The organism is Termitidicoccus mucosus, from assembly GCF_038725785.1.
Lineage (GTDB): Bacteria > Verrucomicrobiota > Verrucomicrobiia > Opitutales > Opitutaceae > Termitidicoccus > Termitidicoccus mucosus.
In genome coordinates, this window is the sequence record NZ_CP109796.1 from 6439917 (window position 1) to 6455295 (window position 15379).

13 protein-coding genes are annotated in these 15379 nt (G+C 66.4%); 4 read left to right on the forward strand and 9 right to left on the reverse strand.

Annotated features, from left to right (window positions below):
- Positions 1-56: 56 nt before the first annotated feature.
- Together OH491_RS22735 and OH491_RS22740 are read left to right on the forward strand one after the other, a co-directional pair.
- Complete coding sequence (locus tag OH491_RS22735) at positions 57-920, forward strand: oxidoreductase (protein ID WP_068768905.1); 864 nt, start codon at positions 57-59, stop codon at positions 918-920.
- A 32-nt stretch (positions 921-952) separates the two neighbouring features.
- Positions 953-1963 (forward strand): AraC family transcriptional regulator, encoded by a 1011-nt coding sequence (locus tag OH491_RS22740; RefSeq protein ID WP_068768904.1) that lies wholly within the window; start codon positions 953-955, stop codon positions 1961-1963.
- Positions 1964-1978: 15 nt separating this feature from the next.
- Here the strand turns inward: OH491_RS22740 and OH491_RS22745 are convergent, their stop codons facing one another.
- From OH491_RS22745 to OH491_RS22755, 3 genes are read right to left on the reverse strand one after another with little or no spacing between them, the layout of a single operon-like run.
- Positions 1979-3001, reverse strand: coding sequence for an aldo/keto reductase (locus OH491_RS22745; protein WP_068768903.1), 1023 nt, complete (start codon positions 2999-3001; stop codon positions 1979-1981).
- Positions 3002-3034: 33 nt separating this feature from the next.
- Positions 3035-3601 (reverse strand): flavin reductase family protein, encoded by a 567-nt coding sequence (locus OH491_RS22750; protein ID WP_334319045.1) that lies wholly within the window; start codon positions 3599-3601, stop codon positions 3035-3037.
- Positions 3598-4668: an NAD(P)-dependent alcohol dehydrogenase gene (locus tag OH491_RS22755; RefSeq protein WP_068768902.1), complete on the reverse strand. Its 1071-nt coding sequence runs from the start codon at positions 4666-4668 to the stop codon at positions 3598-3600. Before OH491_RS22755 ends, OH491_RS22750 begins: the two co-directional genes overlap by 4 nt.
- 125 nt (positions 4669-4793) lie before the next feature.
- Here OH491_RS22755 and OH491_RS22760 point away from each other — a divergent pair, with 125 nt between their 5' ends.
- Positions 4794-5717, forward strand: coding sequence for an AraC family transcriptional regulator (locus tag OH491_RS22760; RefSeq protein ID WP_068768901.1), 924 nt, complete (start codon positions 4794-4796; stop codon positions 5715-5717).
- Positions 5718-5755: 38 nt separating this feature from the next.
- Here OH491_RS22760 and OH491_RS22765 read toward each other — a convergent pair whose 3' ends face one another.
- The 4 genes from OH491_RS22765 to OH491_RS22780 all read right to left on the reverse strand — a co-directional run bounded on the left by OH491_RS22765 (position 5756) and on the right by OH491_RS22780 (position 12362).
- Entirely contained in the window at positions 5756-7600 is a 1845-nt protein-coding gene (locus tag OH491_RS22765; RefSeq protein ID WP_145928572.1) for a tetratricopeptide repeat protein, read from the reverse strand.
- A 267-nt stretch (positions 7601-7867) separates the two neighbouring features.
- On the reverse strand, positions 7868-11167 hold the full coding sequence (locus OH491_RS22770; RefSeq protein WP_068768899.1) for a UvrD-helicase domain-containing protein: 3300 nt from the start codon (positions 11165-11167) through the stop codon (positions 7868-7870).
- 56 nt (positions 11168-11223) lie between these two features.
- Positions 11224-11859, reverse strand: a complete 636-nt coding sequence (locus tag OH491_RS22775; RefSeq protein WP_068768898.1) for an FMN-dependent NADH-azoreductase — start codon at positions 11857-11859, stop codon at positions 11224-11226.
- Between the two features lie 68 nt (positions 11860-11927).
- Complete coding sequence (locus tag OH491_RS22780) at positions 11928-12362, reverse strand: Rrf2 family transcriptional regulator (RefSeq protein ID WP_068768897.1); 435 nt, start codon at positions 12360-12362, stop codon at positions 11928-11930.
- A 151-nt stretch (positions 12363-12513) separates the two neighbouring features.
- On the opposite strand from OH491_RS22780, the gene OH491_RS22785 reads away from it, so the two are divergent.
- Positions 12514-13635: a Gfo/Idh/MocA family protein gene (locus tag OH491_RS22785; protein WP_068768896.1), complete on the forward strand. Its 1122-nt coding sequence runs from the start codon at positions 12514-12516 to the stop codon at positions 13633-13635.
- Between the two features lie 24 nt (positions 13636-13659).
- Here OH491_RS22785 and OH491_RS22790 read toward each other — a convergent pair whose 3' ends face one another.
- Positions 13660-14169 (reverse strand): hypothetical protein, encoded by a 510-nt coding sequence (locus tag OH491_RS22790; RefSeq protein WP_068768895.1) that lies wholly within the window; start codon positions 14167-14169, stop codon positions 13660-13662.
- A 61-nt stretch (positions 14170-14230) separates the two neighbouring features.
- The gene (locus tag OH491_RS22795; protein WP_068768894.1) at positions 14231-15340 is read right to left on the reverse strand and encodes a homocitrate synthase/isopropylmalate synthase family protein; all 1110 of its coding nucleotides are present in this window, start codon (positions 15338-15340) and stop codon (positions 14231-14233) included.
- Between the last annotated feature and the right edge of the window lie 39 nt (positions 15341-15379).

Below are 15379 nucleotides of genomic sequence, written 5' to 3' on the forward strand. Positions count from 1 at the left end.
GAGAGCATCGTGGAGCGCGGCAAATCGCGCTTCGCACAACTCATCCATTATTCGCCATGTCCAAAATCTGGTTCATCACCGGCAGTTCGCGCGGCCTCGGTCGCGCTTTCGCCGAGGTCATTCTCGCCGCGGGTCACCGCGTCGTCGCCACCGCCCGCGATCCCGGGCGGCTTTCCGATCTCGCCGCCGCGCACGGCGACCGTTTCCGCGCGGTGCGGCTCGACGTCGATTCGCCGGAAGAGTCGTCGCAGGCGGTCGCGGCGGCGCTCGACGCCTTCGGGCGCATCGACGTGCTCGTCAACAACGCCGGCTTCGGCTTCATCGGCGCGTTCGAAGAAATGACGCCGGAGGATTTCCGGCGGCAAATCGACACCAATTTCTGGGGCACGGTGAACGTGACGCGGGCCGCATTGCCGCACCTGCGCCGCCAGGGCGCGGGGCACATTTTCCAGGTCACTTCCATTGGCGGGCGCTTCTCCTCCGCCGGGCTTTCCGGCTATCACGCAGCCAAGTTCGCCGTGGAGGGATTCAGCGAAGCCCTCGCGAAAGAAATCAGACCGCTCGGCCTCAAGCTCACCATCGTCGAGCCGGGTGGTTTTCGCACCGACTGGGCGGGCGCGTCGATGGCGTTTGCCGAGCCGATCGAGGCCTACGACGCCACCGTCGGCCAGATGCGGACGATGCTCGCGAACTTCACGGGCCACGAGCAGGGCGATCCGCGCAAGGCGGCCGAGGTTCTCCTTCAGGCCGCTGAAATGGCGGAGCCGCCGCTGCGCCTGCCGCTCGGCGGCGATGCGATGCTTTTCCTGCGCAACAGCTACGAGCAATCTCTGGCGGAGCTGGAGCGCTGGTCCGCATTCACGCGCTCGACGGATTATCCCGGAGCGATATTGTCGGAAGAGGTTAAGTCGCTGGCTTGAGTCCGCGTTGATTCCATCCTGTTCGTTTTCGCATGAGCGCACCCACCTTTCGTTTTCCCGACATCCGGCCCACACTGCGCGAATTGGGCGTCGATGCCGGCCGGGTGCTGCGCGCGGCCGGGTTGCCGCTGGCGGTGGGCGGCGAGTCCGGGATGCTGCTGACCACGGAACAGATGTTCGCCTTCTGGCGGGCGCTGGAAACGGTGGGCGACGATCCTCTGACCGGCATCGAGCTGGCCCGCCGGATTCCGCTGGAGCGGCACCACCCGGCCTGCATCGCGGCGCAGCATGCGCGGACGTTTCGCGATGCGTTGCAGCGCTTCGCCCGCTACAAGTATCTCTGTTGCGCGGAGGAGATGGCGCTGGCCGAGGGCGGCGGGGAATGCCGCGCGGAGTTTTCCTGGCTGCGGACGACGGAGCCGGTGCCTCCCCGGTTGCTCGACGCGGCGTTTGCCGGCACGGTGGAGCTGGGCCGGCGCGGCATCCGGCGTCCGCTGAATCCGTTGCGCGTCGAGCTGGCCCGCCCGCCGGCGGCGGTGGAGCGGTTCGAGGCCTACTTTGGCTGCCGGGTGCATTTCCGGGCGCGGCGCAATGTCATCGTCTTCCGGCTTTCCGATCTCGATCTGCCGTTCGTCACCTACAATGCGGAGTTGCTGGAAATGCTGAGCCCGTCGCTTGACCGGGAACTGGCGCGGCGCAAGGCGACCTCGACGCTGGCGGGGCAGGCAAAGTGGGTGATGCAGCGGCTGGTCGGCGCACGCCTGCCGCAGATCGGCGAAGTGGCGAAGGAACTGGCGGTGAGTCCGCGCACGTTGCAGCGGCGCATCGCGGAAGAGGGATCAAATTTCCGGCAACTGCTGGCCGACGCGCGCCGGGAACTGGCGCATCAGTATCTGCGCGAGCCGTCGATGACGCTGACGGAGACGGCGTGCCTGCTCGGCTTCGAGGACCCGAATTCGTTTTACCGCGCCTTCCGCGAATGGGAGGGCGTGACGCCGGGAGAATGGCGCCGCCGTCATGCCGTGGCCGGCGCGGCGGCGTGACGGCGGCGGGCGGGTTTATTCCGGGCGCCGGCCAACCCCCTGGCGCTCGATCATCCAGCCGGGATATTCGGGCGGGAGGGCGCTCACTTGGTCGAGTTGGCGGAGTTCGTCGGCGGTGAGTTTGATTTCGGTCGCGGCGATGTTGTCGTCGAGTTGCCCGATGTTTTTCGCCCCGATGATGACCGACATGACGAAGGGCCGGTGCAGCACCCACGCGAGCGCGATGCGCGCCACCGACACGCCGCGCGCGCCGGCGATGCCGCGCATGACGTCGATGCAGGCGAAGGCGCGGTCCTTGTTGACCGGCGGAAAATCGAAGGTCGCGCGCCGGGAGCCCTCGGGACCGTTGCCCTCGCGGTCGAACTTGCCCGAGAGCAGGCCGCCGGCGAGCGGGCTCCAGACCATGAGGCCGAGTTTTTCGGCTTCGAGCAGCGGCACGATTTCGCGCTCCAGGTCGCGGCCCGCGATGGTGTAGTAGGCCTGGAGCGTGGCGAGGCGCGTCCAGCCGTGACGGTCGGCGATGCCGAGCGCCTTCATGATGTTCCACGCCGCCCAGTTGGAAACGCCGACGTAGCGCACGTGGCCCTGCCGCACGAGGTCGTCGAGCGCGCGCACGGTTTCCTCGACGGGCGTGAGCGTGTCGAGGCCGTGGATCTGGTAGAGGTCGATGTAGTCGGTGCCGAGGCGCTTCAGGCTGGCCTTGACCCCGTCCATGATGTGCCCGCGCGAGGCTGCGCGGTCGTTGGGACCGGGACCGGTCGCGCCGAAGACCTTGGTGGCGAGGACGACATCGGAGCGTTTGCGGCCCGAGTTCACGATGGCGCGGCCGGTGATTTCCTCCGAGAGGCCCTCGGAGTAAACGTCGGCCGTGTCGATGAAGTTGATGCCGGCGTCGAGCGCGCGGGTGACGATGCCGTCCGCGACCGACTGGTCGAGGGTGCCGATGGCGGTCCAGAAGCCGCGTCCGCCGAAGGTCATGGTGCCGAGGCAGATTTCAGAGACGAGGAGGCCGGTGTTGCCGAGTGTTTTGTATTGCATGTTTGGATACTTGATGAGGTTGCCGGGAGTGGTTCAGATGAATTCGGGCCATTTGGTCATCCGCTTTTTCAGGTTCAGCGCGCGGCCGTCCACGACGAAGGTGCCGTCGCCGACGGCGTGGAAGGTCTTGCGGTTTTTGCGCCGCGGGTTGGTCCAGGCCTTCACGCCGTCGAGCACGAAGAGGCTGTATTTGCCGACGAGGCGCGTGTCGGCCACGCGGCATTCGAGGCCGGCGAGGCATTCGGCGATGAGCGGCGCACGCACGGACGAGGCGGGCAGGGCGGTGAGCCCGAAGGCCGCGAACTTGTCCACCTCCCGGCCCGAGCAGTTGCCGATATCGACCACCGTGCGGGCGAGGTCGGCGCCGGGGATCGAGATGACGCATTCGCGGGTCGCGCGCAGGGCGGCAAAGGTGTGGTTGCCCGGGCTGACGACGCAGGCGATCTGCGGCGAGAACTCCACGACCATGTGCCAGCTCATGGTCATGATGTTGGCCTTGCCGCGGTGGGCGGTGGACACGAGCACGACCGGACCGGGCTCGAACCACTGGAAGGCTTTTTCCAGTGGAAACTCGCGCAGCGGATTTTCGGGAGGTTTCATTCTTTCAGCGAGGCCATGTCGATGACGAAGCGGTAGCGGACGTCGCTCTTCAGGAGGCGCTCGTAGGCTTCGTTGATCTGCTGGATGCGGATCAACTCGATGTCGCTCACGATGTTGTGCTCGGAGCAGAAATCGAGCATCTCCTGCGTCTCGGCGATGCCGCCGATGCCGGAGCCGGCGAAGTTGCGGCGAGGGAGGATCAGGTTGAACACCGCCACGCCGAGAGGCGAGGCCGGCACGCCGACCTGCGTCAGCGTGGCGTCGAGCTTGAGGAGATTGAAGAGGGCGTTGATGTCGTGGACGGCGGACACGGTGTCGAGGATGAAGTCGAAGCTGCGGGCGTGCTTTTTCATCTGTTCCGGATCGGTCGAGATGATGACCTCGTCGGCGCCGAGGCGGACGGCGTCCGCGACCTTGCCCGGCGAGGTGGTCAGCACCACGGTGTGCGCGCCGAGGGCGTGGGCGAATTTGACTCCCATGTGGCCGAGCCCGCCGATGCCGACGATGCCCACCTTCTGGCCGGGGCCGACTTTCCAGTGGCGCAGCGGCGAATACGTGGTGATGCCGGCGCAGAGCAGCGGCGCGGTGGCGGCGAGGTCGAGGTTGGCCGGCACGCGCAGGACATACGCCTGGTCCACCGTGACGCTTTCGGAATAGCCGCCGTAGGTCATGCCGCCGAGGTGCTTGTCCGCGCCGTTGTAAGTGAGCGTGCAGCCGTTCTCGCAATATTGCTCAAGACCGCGCTGGCAGCTCGGGCAGGTGCGGCACGAGTCCACCATGCAGCCGACGGCGGCGAGGTCGCCTTCCTTGAATTTCACGACCTTGGGGCCGACGCGGGTGACGCGCCCGACAATCTCGTGGCCGGGCACGCAGGGATAGACCGTGTTGCCCCATTCGCCGCGGGCCTGGTGGAGGTCGGAGTGGCAGACGCCGCAGTAGAGGATTTCGATGACGACGTCATCCGGCAGCGGATCGCGGCGCGAGATCGTGAGGGGGGCGAGCGGGGTGGTGGTGGACTGGGCGGCATAGGCCCGTTTGGGGACGGCGGTGACGGTTGGTTTGGACATGGCGGCAATGATAGCACGGAACAAACGCGTTTGCTCTCGGGGCCTTGCGCCGGCTGTCGGGATTTTGCGCAAAAACCGGGTGCAATTTTAAAAAGCTCCGGTAGTGTCGGCCTTTTCGAGACTCTATGACCCTCCTGTCTGAATGCGCGTCGTCGGTGGTGAATTGTCAGCGGATGCCGGGAAAGCTGGTCTTCGCCAGCCACGGGCGGCCCTGGCGCGACTTGCTGGTGAAAATCTACACGCTGCAACAAATCGAGGACGGCGTGATCATCCCGTCGGTGGCCGAGCCATTTGTCGTGTGGGTATTGTCGGGCGACGCCGTGATCGAGGAACGGGAACTGGACGGCGCATGGACCGCCAATCATGTGAGGGCGGGTGATTTTTATCTGACCACCTCGCCGACTCCCTACGAGTTGCGCTGGAAGGCGGTCGGCAGCGAGCGGCTGGAGGTCATGCACCTGTATCTCGGGCTGCCGTTGTTCCGGCAGGCGGCGCGGGAGGTGCTGGGCAAGGCGGGCCGGCGGGCGAGCCTGCGCGAGGTTTCCGGCCGGCACGATCCGGTGCTGTCGGCCTTTCTGGAGCAGTTGCATCGCGAGATCACGGCGCCGCCGGGCCGGCCGAGCATGCTTTTCGTGCAGGGCATCGCGCAGAGCGTGGCCGTGCATCTGGTGCGGCATTACGCCGACACGAAGACCGCCGGGGCGGGCGGCGGATTGCGCGGCGGGCGTTTGCCGGCGTCCAGTTTGCGCCGGATCACGGATTACATGGAGGCGCATCTGGACGAGGAGTTCCGGCTCGACGGGCTGGCGCGCGAGGCGGGGATGAGCAAGTTTCATTTTTGCCGCCTGTTCAACAAGACGACCGGGCACAGCCCGTCGCGGTATTTCATCCGGCTGCGCATGGAGAGGGCGCGGCGGCTGTTGCGGGAGACGCGCCGGAGCGTGATCGAGATCGGGCTCGATGTGGGCTACACCAGCCCGAGCCATTTCGCGCAGGTTTTCCAGCGGGAAACCGGGATGCCGCCGAGCGAATACCGCCGGCGCGAGTGAGGCGCGGCGGTTCCCGCCCGTCCGCCCCGAAGCATCCGTCAGGGCGGCGCGCCTGTTTTCGGCCTGTCGCCACCGGGCAGGCGGGCCCGCAATTTTTCCAGCTCCGCGCTGTATCTGGCGTTTATCGAGATTTTCAGCCCGTGTCCGATCAGCGTCCGCGCCCGCTCCGGATCGCCGTGATTTGCATATAACAACGCGGCCTTGTAAATCAGCACGCCGTCGTTCGGGAAATGCCGGACGCCCTCCAGCATGATTTCCAGCCGTGCCGCGTCCGGCGGCTGTTCGGCGCGCAGCAAAACATCGCCGATGAGCGAATACACGCCGGTCATCGGCGGCGGCTGCCCGCGCGCGGCCAGCAACGGCTCCAATATGTAATCAACCTGGGCGTCGTCGAGCGGGCCGTCGGGGGCGCCCGTGGCGGCCTCGGTTTTCCGAAGGCGGAGTTTGGCGAGCTCCAGGTAGGCGCGCGGCCGCTCGGCCTTGGCCTTCGCCGCCGCGTCCAGAAACTTGAGCGCGCGGTCCTCGCGGTTTTCCAGGCTTTCCAGCAGGCCGAGCGAGGCGAGCAGGGCCGGGTCGCGCTCGCCGCGCAGATACGGAATGATAAACGCGTCCCGCGACTCGACGGGGCGGCCGCCGAGCCGCAGCACCTCGCCCTTGACGCGCCCGATTTCCGCCTGCGTGGCGTCGCGCGGCTCGACCTTGGCGATGCCGGCGAAAAAGTCGGCCCCGCGCGCCGACGGCTCGTAGATTTGCGCATAATGCCAGCCTGTCGCCAGGTATTCGCGCAGTTTGACGCCCATTTTTTTGTAGGAAGTTCCAAGGCATTGCTTGAACAATTCCTCGGTGACAGGCTCGCTGAGCGAGCGCATCGCCAGTTTTATAAAACCGCGCTGGTATTCCTTCCGGTTTCCATACAGGCACATGTGGGCGAATAAATAACACTGGTTCGACCACGCCTTGGTGGGCTTGGCATCGGGGGCGAGGAGCTTGGCCATCGGCAGCAGGGGATTCCCCCGATTTTGGAGAATGCCTGCCTTGCGGCCCATTATAGCCAGCCCGAGATCATGGTTGATGCCACTCCCTATCTCGCCGTCATTGGCGGCGGCTTGGGCGAGATTGTCCATCGACTCGTAAGGGCTGGTTATAAACTTCGATTCGTCCAGCTTGCCGAATTCTATGCGTTTGCCCGAAAAATCCATCGTCTCTATCAACCGGGCCATGCCCTCCTCGAACCATGGCGGCGGGGCCTTTTTCCCCAGCAGGCGGCGCAGGCGGAATCGGGTGTATTGATTATAGAGCGTCTTGAAAGGATCGGAGATGGGGCCGTAGCCGGTCTGCCCCACTGTTGAGCCGAGACCTGCATTCTCGTCCTCCCGGTCCGGCTCCAGGCTGAAAACCGAGTTCTCGTCGAAAATTATATAATTGTAATCAATGACAATGGCGGAGCGCTCGTCGTCCTCCACAAAGAAGGCCCTGCCATAGATTCCGGCGTCAGCCTCCTCCGCCTGCAGGCCGAGCGATTCATACGCGCCGGTTTTCCCGCATATTATCATGAGCGTCGGCGTGCGCGTGCTTTTCCCGCCCGCAAACGCCGGCCATACGACGCTCAGCGCCGCTTGGAAGCGGACAAAGTCGTCCAGAAACGCGCGGGTGCCGCGCCGGGAGGCGTTGGAGAGCACCTCAAAGCCCGGAATCGCCGTGTAGAGCCACGACTCCGGCGGCGGCAGGATGCGCTGCTCGACGACCCGGTAGGTCGGAAGCTTCACGACGGTCCCGTCGTCGTCCGGCGCCGGCTCGAAATAGCTTTTGCCGTCGCCGGCCGCCGCCGGCGCGTCCTGCGCGCAAATCCGCGGCGCGCAAAAAACAAGGAGCGCGATCCACACGGGAATCGCACAAAACCGCCCTGTGTTTGTGATGAGAAACAACGGGGAGAAAACAGCGGCCCCGGGAGTTTTATACGAAGCACGCATATTGCATGTGATTAATTTAATATATTTTTCGGTGACCGCGAAGACCGGGGGCGAAGCAAAATTGCGGACAGAAAAAGTCGCGGCGGGAGGGACGGCAAGGAAAATGATAAAAATCAATGATCCATCATGAACAAGGGGTTGGGAATATCCTGATAGCGACGGGCGCAGGCTCCGCCCGGCTCAAAACAGATCAAGCTGGCGCGGGCGCGGCGCGGCTGGCGCGGCCTCGCGCTGGCGGTCGAGGAGCGTGTCGCGGATGTCGCGCAGGAAGGGCGACGGATAACGGTCGCGCAACGCGCCCTGCCAGTGGCGGCGGCGGGCGTGGGAAAGGAAAAGACGCTCCTTCGCGCGCGTGAGGCCGACGAAGAACAGGCGGCGCTCCTCGGCGATGTCGGTTTCGGCGGCGTCATCGCCGTAGCCGAAGCGGTGCGGCAGCAGGCCGTCTTCGCAGCCGACGAGAAAGACAACGCGAAATTCCAGCCCCTTGGCCGCGTGTAGTGTCAGCAAGGATACACGCTCGGCGCGGGCGTCGTGCAGGTCCACGTCCGCGCCGAGCGCGAGTTCGCTCTGGAAGGCGTCGAGGTCGGCGCCGTGTTTTTCGGCGAGCGGGCGAAGCGCGTCGGCGATGGCGCGCAGGTCGGCGTCGGGCTGTTCGGCGCGGGCAAGCGCGGCGGCGGCCTGCGCGAGGCGTTCGGCGAGCGGGGCGCCGGGCGGCAGGATTTTGATCTGGTCGATGAGCGCCTGCACGGTGGCATGCGCGGCGAGCGGGCCGTGCGCGCGTTTTTGGAACGGAATGCCGGAGCGGGCGAGCGCATCGACGAGCGGCGGGGTTTGCGCGTCGGTGCGGTAAAGGACGGCGATATCGTTGAAGGCGTAGTGCGCGGGCGCGGCGGCGGAGGCGGGCGGGGTGGCGGCGGTGGCGACGCGCCCGGTGTCGAACGAGGTGAGGCTGGTGCCGCCGACGAGGCGCTCGATGGTTGCGACCACAAATTCGGCCTCGGCGCGGTCGGTGCCGCATTCGCGCAGCGTGAGGCGCGTGGCGTCGGCATTCTGCGCGCGCAGGGCGCGGTCGCGCACGAGCGTGGTGGGGGCGACGGCTTGCAGGGCGGCCTCGACGATGAGGCGGGCGGAGCGATAGTTGCGCGTGAGCTGGACGACGCGCGCGCCGGGATGGTCGGCCTGGAATTGCTGGAAGAAACGCACGTCGGTGCCGCGGAAGCCGTAGATCGCCTGGTCGGGGTCGCCGATGGCGCAGAGGCTGGAGGAATTTTCGATTTTGGATTCTCGATTTTCGATTGAAGGCGCTGCCACGCCGGATGCAGGCGGGAGCGGCAGCTCCCCAATCGTTCCGAGCGAAGCGACATGCCTGCCAAATCGAGAATCCAAAATCGAAAATTCCTCCGCGCCTGTCAGGTGTTGGACGAGTCGATACTGGCGTTCGTCCACATCCTGGTATTCGTCGATGGAGAGGTGCGGCCAGCGGGCGCGGTAGTGCGCGGCGAGCGCGGGATCGGCGGCGAGGAGATCGACGGTGAGCGCGATGAGGTCGTCGAAATCCACGAGGCCGCGGGCGCGCAGCGCCTGGATGTAGGCGGCGGGAATGGAGGCGCGGTCGGCGAGCAGGCGGCGGGTGTCGGCGGCGGAGACTCCGAGCGCCTCGCGGGCGAGGGCGAATGCCTCGCGCTCGCCTGCCACGCGGAGCGGAGCTCCGAGGCCGAGTTTTTCCTGTTGTTCGCGGAGGATGAGCAGGCCGAGCGCGTGGAAGGTCGTCACCGGCACGCGGGCGCCGCGTCCGTCGGGGAGAAGTTGCTCGAGGCGTTCGCGCATTTCGCCGGCGGCGCGGCGGGTGAAGGTGATGGCTAGGCAGGATTCCGGCGCGGCGTCGTGGTCGGCGATGAGGTGCGCGATGCGGTGCGTGAGCGTGCGGGTTTTGCCCGTGCCGGGACCGGCGATGATGAGCAGCGGGCCGGAGACGATGGCGGCGGCGGCGCGCTGGTCGGGATCAAGGCCGGCGAGAAGGGGGAAGGCGTTTTTTTCACAGGGGGCAACGGAGGAAACGGAGGGGGCTGGGGATTCCGGTTCCGGAGTCAGGCCGGAGGAGGCGGCCAATGGCTCGCCGGGTTTCCCGGACGAAATCGGAGCTGCGTTTTTCGCTGTCTTCGTTTTCTTTTGCGAAACGTCCGGCTCGGGCAAATCGAAGAGCAGGGCGGCGGATTTGGCGGTTTCGAGCTCGCCCGGTTTGAACACGCGGATGACGCCGTATTCGCCGTCGAAGCCGCCTTCGCGGATGACCTCGCCGGCGCGCATGCGGCGGATCGCCTCGGCCAGGAGCGGCGAGGCGGCACGGTCGATTTCGCCGGGTGGCAGGTCGCCGAGAATATCGAGTTCCGGGCCGAGCCGGGCGATGGCCTGCTCCCAGGCCGCGCGCACGGTTTTGCTTTTCGAGCCGGTCCCGTGGAGCTCTCCCAAAATTTCCGGCAGCGGGATGAAGCTGCGGAAGGGCGCGGCCCCGGCGGGTTTTTGCGGTTCGGCGCGGTCGGCGAGTTCGAGCACGCGGTAATGCACGCCGAGCGTGAGCGGGGCGCCGCAGACGGGGCATTTGTTGCCGAGGCGGCGCGATTCCGCCGGCTCGCAACGGAAGTTGCAGGCCCGGTGCCCGTCCATGTGATATTTGCCCTCTTCGGGAAAAAATTCGACGGAGCCGGCATAGCCGCGGCCGGTGGCGAGGGCGTCGCGGATGGCGAAATAATCCATCGCGCAGTCGAAGCGGCTGGCCTCGCGCCCGAGATTGCCGGGCGAGTGCGCGTCGGAACTGGAGACGAGCCGGTAGCCGTCGAGCATCGAAATCTGCCAGTTCATCGGCGGGTCGGAGGAGAGGCCGGTTTCGAGTGCGAAGATGTGCGAAGAGAGGTCGCCGTAGCATTCGTCGAGGCGGTCAAAGCCGGACTTGGAGCCGAAGACGCTGAACCACGGCGTCCAGATGTGCGCGGGGACGAGGTAACAGCCTTCGCCGGCTTCGAGGCAGATTTCGAGCAGGTCGCGCGAGTTGAGCCCGAGGATGGGGCGCCCGTCGGAGGCGATGTTGCCGATGCGGGCGAGGCGGCCGGTCATGCGCTCGGCGCTGGCGATGTCGGGCGCGTAGAGGAGGTGGTGGACCTTGCGGACCTTGTCGCCCTGCTTGTAGATGGTGGAGATTTCCACCTCGAGGAGGAAGCGGACCGGCGCGTCGGCGGCGGCGCAGGGGCCGATCTCGGCGTTGACGGCGGCTTCGAGGTCGTCGCGCAGGCGGAAGAGGCCGGGCTCGGCGGGCACGAGTTCATCCTTGATCGCGGCGATCCAGGCGGGGTGGGTGAAATCGCCGGTGCCGACGACGCGGACGCCCTTTTTTTTGGCCCAGAGCGCGAGGTGGTAGAAATCGAGGTCTCCGCTGGTGGCCCGGGAGTATTTGGAGTGGATGTGCAGGTCGGCGTAGAACGACATCGCCCGCCAGCGGATGACATCCGGCGGGCGAGGGCAAGCGTGCTGTGTGCGCGCGGTCAGGCGGCGGCGAGTTGCCGCGCCGTGGTGCCCGCCTCGGCCAGCGAGGCCTCGCGCTGCGGGTTGCCGTCGTTGAGGCTGTGCGCGTAGACAAAGCGCACATTGGCGAGCCCGATGAAACCGAGCACGCCGCGCAGATAAGGTTCAAGGAAGTTCAGCGCTCCGTTTGGCCCGCCCGGACGGAAGTCGCTGCCGCTGGCGACGATGATGGTGGTCCGCCGCGCTCCCACGAGGCCCTTGTAACCGTCGGGCCCCATCGTGAAGGTGCGGCCGACGCGCGAAATCTGGTCGATCCAGGCCTTGAGGACGGCGGGAAGGGAAAGATTGTAGATCGGCGTGGTGATCACGATCTCGGAGGCGGACAAAAGCTCGTCCACCAACTCGTCGGATTTCGCCATCGCCTGGCGCGCGTCGGGCGAATGGCCGTCGGGCGGCGTGAACGCGCCTTCGACCCAGGCTTCGGTGACAAAGGGCGGCGGCTCGTGGCCGAGATCGCGGCTGACGACGCGCCCGCCGGGATGAGCGGCCTGCCAGGAGGCGGTGAAGTCGCGGCCGAGGCGGCGGCTGTGCGAACGCGCGCCGCGCGGGCTGGCGTCGATGTGGAGGAGGACCGGTGTGGTGTTTTCGGTGTTCATGATGATGTCATTGGTTGCGGTTGATTTTAATGTAACTATAATTGTTACATTTAATGGGAAATGAAAACTCAGTGTTTTCCGGCGCAGACGGGTTTGATCTGCTGGTTGATGTCTTCGAGCGAGATGCGGGCGAGTTCGGCCTCCATGCCGGACTGGGCCTTGAAAAAGGCGGCGCGCAGGATGGTCTCGATGCGGGCGCCGACGGGACATTTGTGGTTGGGGGCGAAGCGGGCCAGCCCGTGATCGGGCCGCGGCTCGACGGCGCGGTGGATGGCCAGCAAGGTGATATTGGCCGGGGTGCTGGCGAGGCTGAAACCGCCGGCGGCTCCCTTGTGGGCGGTGACCAGGCGGGCCTTCACGAGCGTGGAGAGCAGACGGCGGACAACGACGGGATTGGTGTCCACGCTCGACGCGATCTCGGCGGACGTGGTCGCCGCCCCCTCCTTGTAGGCGAGGTAGGCGAGCACATGCACGCTGGATGCAAATCTGGAATTGCCGCTCATAATTAATGTAACCAAAATTGTTACTTTATTTATGGCCTGTCAAGCACTGTCTCGACAAATGCGACCTCGGGCATGATTGAGTTTACAAAGAGACTTGTCCCGGATTATCGTATCTTTTTCGTTTATCCTGCGTTAGCCACAAACATCCGCCATGAAACCGTTTTCTCCTCCCATCCCAGACACGCCTCCGCCACCCGCCGCGCAAAAAGGCGACGGCATGAATTACGCGCCGAAAGGCAAACCCCAGCCTGTCGTGAAGCCCGGCGAGTTTGCCTTCGCCGCCGCGCATCTCGACCACGGCCACATTTACGGGCAATGCAACGGGCTCACCGAGGCGGGCGCGGAATTGCGCTGGGTGTATGATCCCGATCCGAAAAAGGTGGAGGCGTTCCGGGAAAAATTTCCGCAGGCCAAGGCCGCCCGCTCGCTCGACGAGATTCTGGACCAGGCCGACATCAGGCTCGTGGCCGCCGCGGCCGTGCCCAATGAGCGCGGACGACTCGGCTGCCGCGTGATGGAGGCGGGCAAGGATTATTTTACCGACAAAACGCCTTTCACCACGCTCGCGCAACTCGACCGGGCACGGGAGACCGTCGCGCGCACGGGCCGCAAATACATGGTGTATTTCAGCGAACGGCTGCACGTGGAATCCGCGGCGGTTGCCAGCGACTTGGTCGCGGACGGCGTGATCGGCCGCGTGGTGCAGGTGATCGGGCTCGGCCCGCACCGGCTCAACAAACCCACGCGGCCGGCGTGGTTTTTCGAGCGCGAAAGCTACGGCGGGATTTTGTGCGACATCGGCAGCCACCAATTCGAGCAGTTTCTCCATTATACGGGCGCGACGGATGCGACCGTGCTGGATGCCTCGGTTGGGAATTTCGCCAATCCCGACACGCCCGAACTGGAGGATTTCGGCCAGGCGACCTTGCTCGCCGACAATGGTGCGTCAAATTACGTGCGGGTGGATTGGTTCACGCCCGACGGTCTCCGCACTTGGGGCGACGGGCGCACGATCATTCTGGGGACGAAGGGTTATATTGAATTGCGCAAATACATCGACGTGGGGCGCGACGCGGCTGGCGACCATGTGTATCTCGTGGATGAAAAAGGCGAGCATCACATGGCGGTGACGGGGCAGGTGGGGTTCCGTTTTTTTGGTGAGTTGATTCTCGATTGTCTCAACCGCACGGAGCACGCCATGACCCAGGCGCACGCCTTCAAGGCCGCCGAGCTTTGCCTGCGAGCCCAGGCCCAAGCCCGGCGGATCGGGTGAGCGGCGGAGCATCGGGTCACCCCGTCATTTTCCTCCCATGACGGCGGCGCCGATGTTGAGCTCGCGGGCGCACCAGGTCCAGGGGCCGGCCAGGTTGGCGACGCCGCCGTCGAGGGCGAGTTCTTCGCTCCATTGGCGGGCGTTGGCCGGCTGCTGCACAACGCAGCGGGTCCTGTCCGCAGACAATGATTTCAGAACCAGCGGGCTCAGGGTAATGAGCAATTCGGTCTGGCGGTCGGAAAGGCCGCGGATGCGCTCCACGCGGCTCAGGCGCAGGCCGCCGTTTTCGTTTTGCGCAAAGATCATCCAGCGATGCCGGGCGGCGGGGGGGACGGGCGGCGGGGGCGCGGGATCCATCAGGTCCTGGATGTCGTCTTCCAGCAGGGTCCAGCATTGATCCTCGGGCATGGGCAGGGATGCGCGGAGGTGGCGGGCAATGATGCCGTTGTTGCCCGAGAAGAGCAGGAGCAGCGGGTTTTGAAGCAGCCATTCGCCGTTGTTCGCGGCGGTGGCTTCGTAGCTTTGGAAGGGCATGGGTTGCGGAATGCGGATTGTGGATTGCGGATTGCGGAATGAAAGGCGCGCGGGCGGCGGTTCAGGAAAGGGACTGACGCGCGAGGGCGAGCAGTTCCGGCGTGGTGAGGGCGCGGCGGGCGGAGCGGGCGGCCTGGCGCACGAGGGGCAGCAGCCGGGGGATGTCGGCGGTGGCGCCCAGTCCGGCGAGGGCGGCGGCGAGCGAGGTGGAGCCGGTTTTTTCGCCGATCACGAAGGGCTGTTCCGCGCGTCCGACGAGGGCCGGCGCAATCGGCTCATAGGTACGGCGGTCGCGCAGGAGGCCGGCGCAGTGCAGGCCGGATTCGTGCGTGAACACGGCGGAGCCGACAATGGGCTTGGCAGCGGGAACGGGCCGGCTGGCGGCACGGGCGACCAGGTCGGAGAGGGGGCCGAGCCGGGCGGTGTCGATCCGGGTGAAACCGTCGCAGCCCACGCGCCAGGCCATGACGACTTCCTCGAGGGCGGCGTTGCCGGCGCGCTCGCCGAGGCCGTTGACGGTCACGTCGGCCCAGGCCGCGCCCGCCTCGACGGCGGCAAGGGTGTTGGCCGTGGCGAGGCCGAGGTCGTTGTGCGCGTGGATGATGACCGGCGGGGCGATGGCGCGGAGGCGCGCGACGACGCCGGCCGCGCGGGAGGGCGTCCAGACGCCGACGGTATCCGCTATACGAATACGGTCGGCGGAGGTTTCGCGGGCGGCCGCGGCGAAGGCGTCGAGGAAGCCGGGATCGGCGCGCGAGGCGTCCTGGGCTCCGACCGAGACGGTGGCGAAGCGTTCGCGCGCCCGGCCGGCGAGCGAGCGCAGGGTTTCCAGCACCCAGGCGCGGGTGCGTCCCCAAGCGAGCAGGTGGAGATCAGAGACGGGAAATGAGAGGTGGACGTGCGCGGCGCGGGTGGACGCGGCGGCGCGGAGGTCGTCGGGATGGGCGCGGCACCAGGTGAGCACGCGGGCGGGGCCGACGGCGTCGGCGACCGCGTCGATGTCGGCGATGCTGTCGGCGCCCATGGCGGGGATGCCGACCTCCAGCAGCGGCACGCCCGCATCGACGAGCGCGCGGGCGATGGCGACCTTGTCGGCGCGAGAGACGACCACGCCGGGCGCTTGCAGGCCGTCGCGCAGGGTGGTGTCGATGAGCTGGAGTTCGGCGGGCATGCTGCGGTGTAGGGGGCGCGCGTTGCGCGTCCGGCGGCG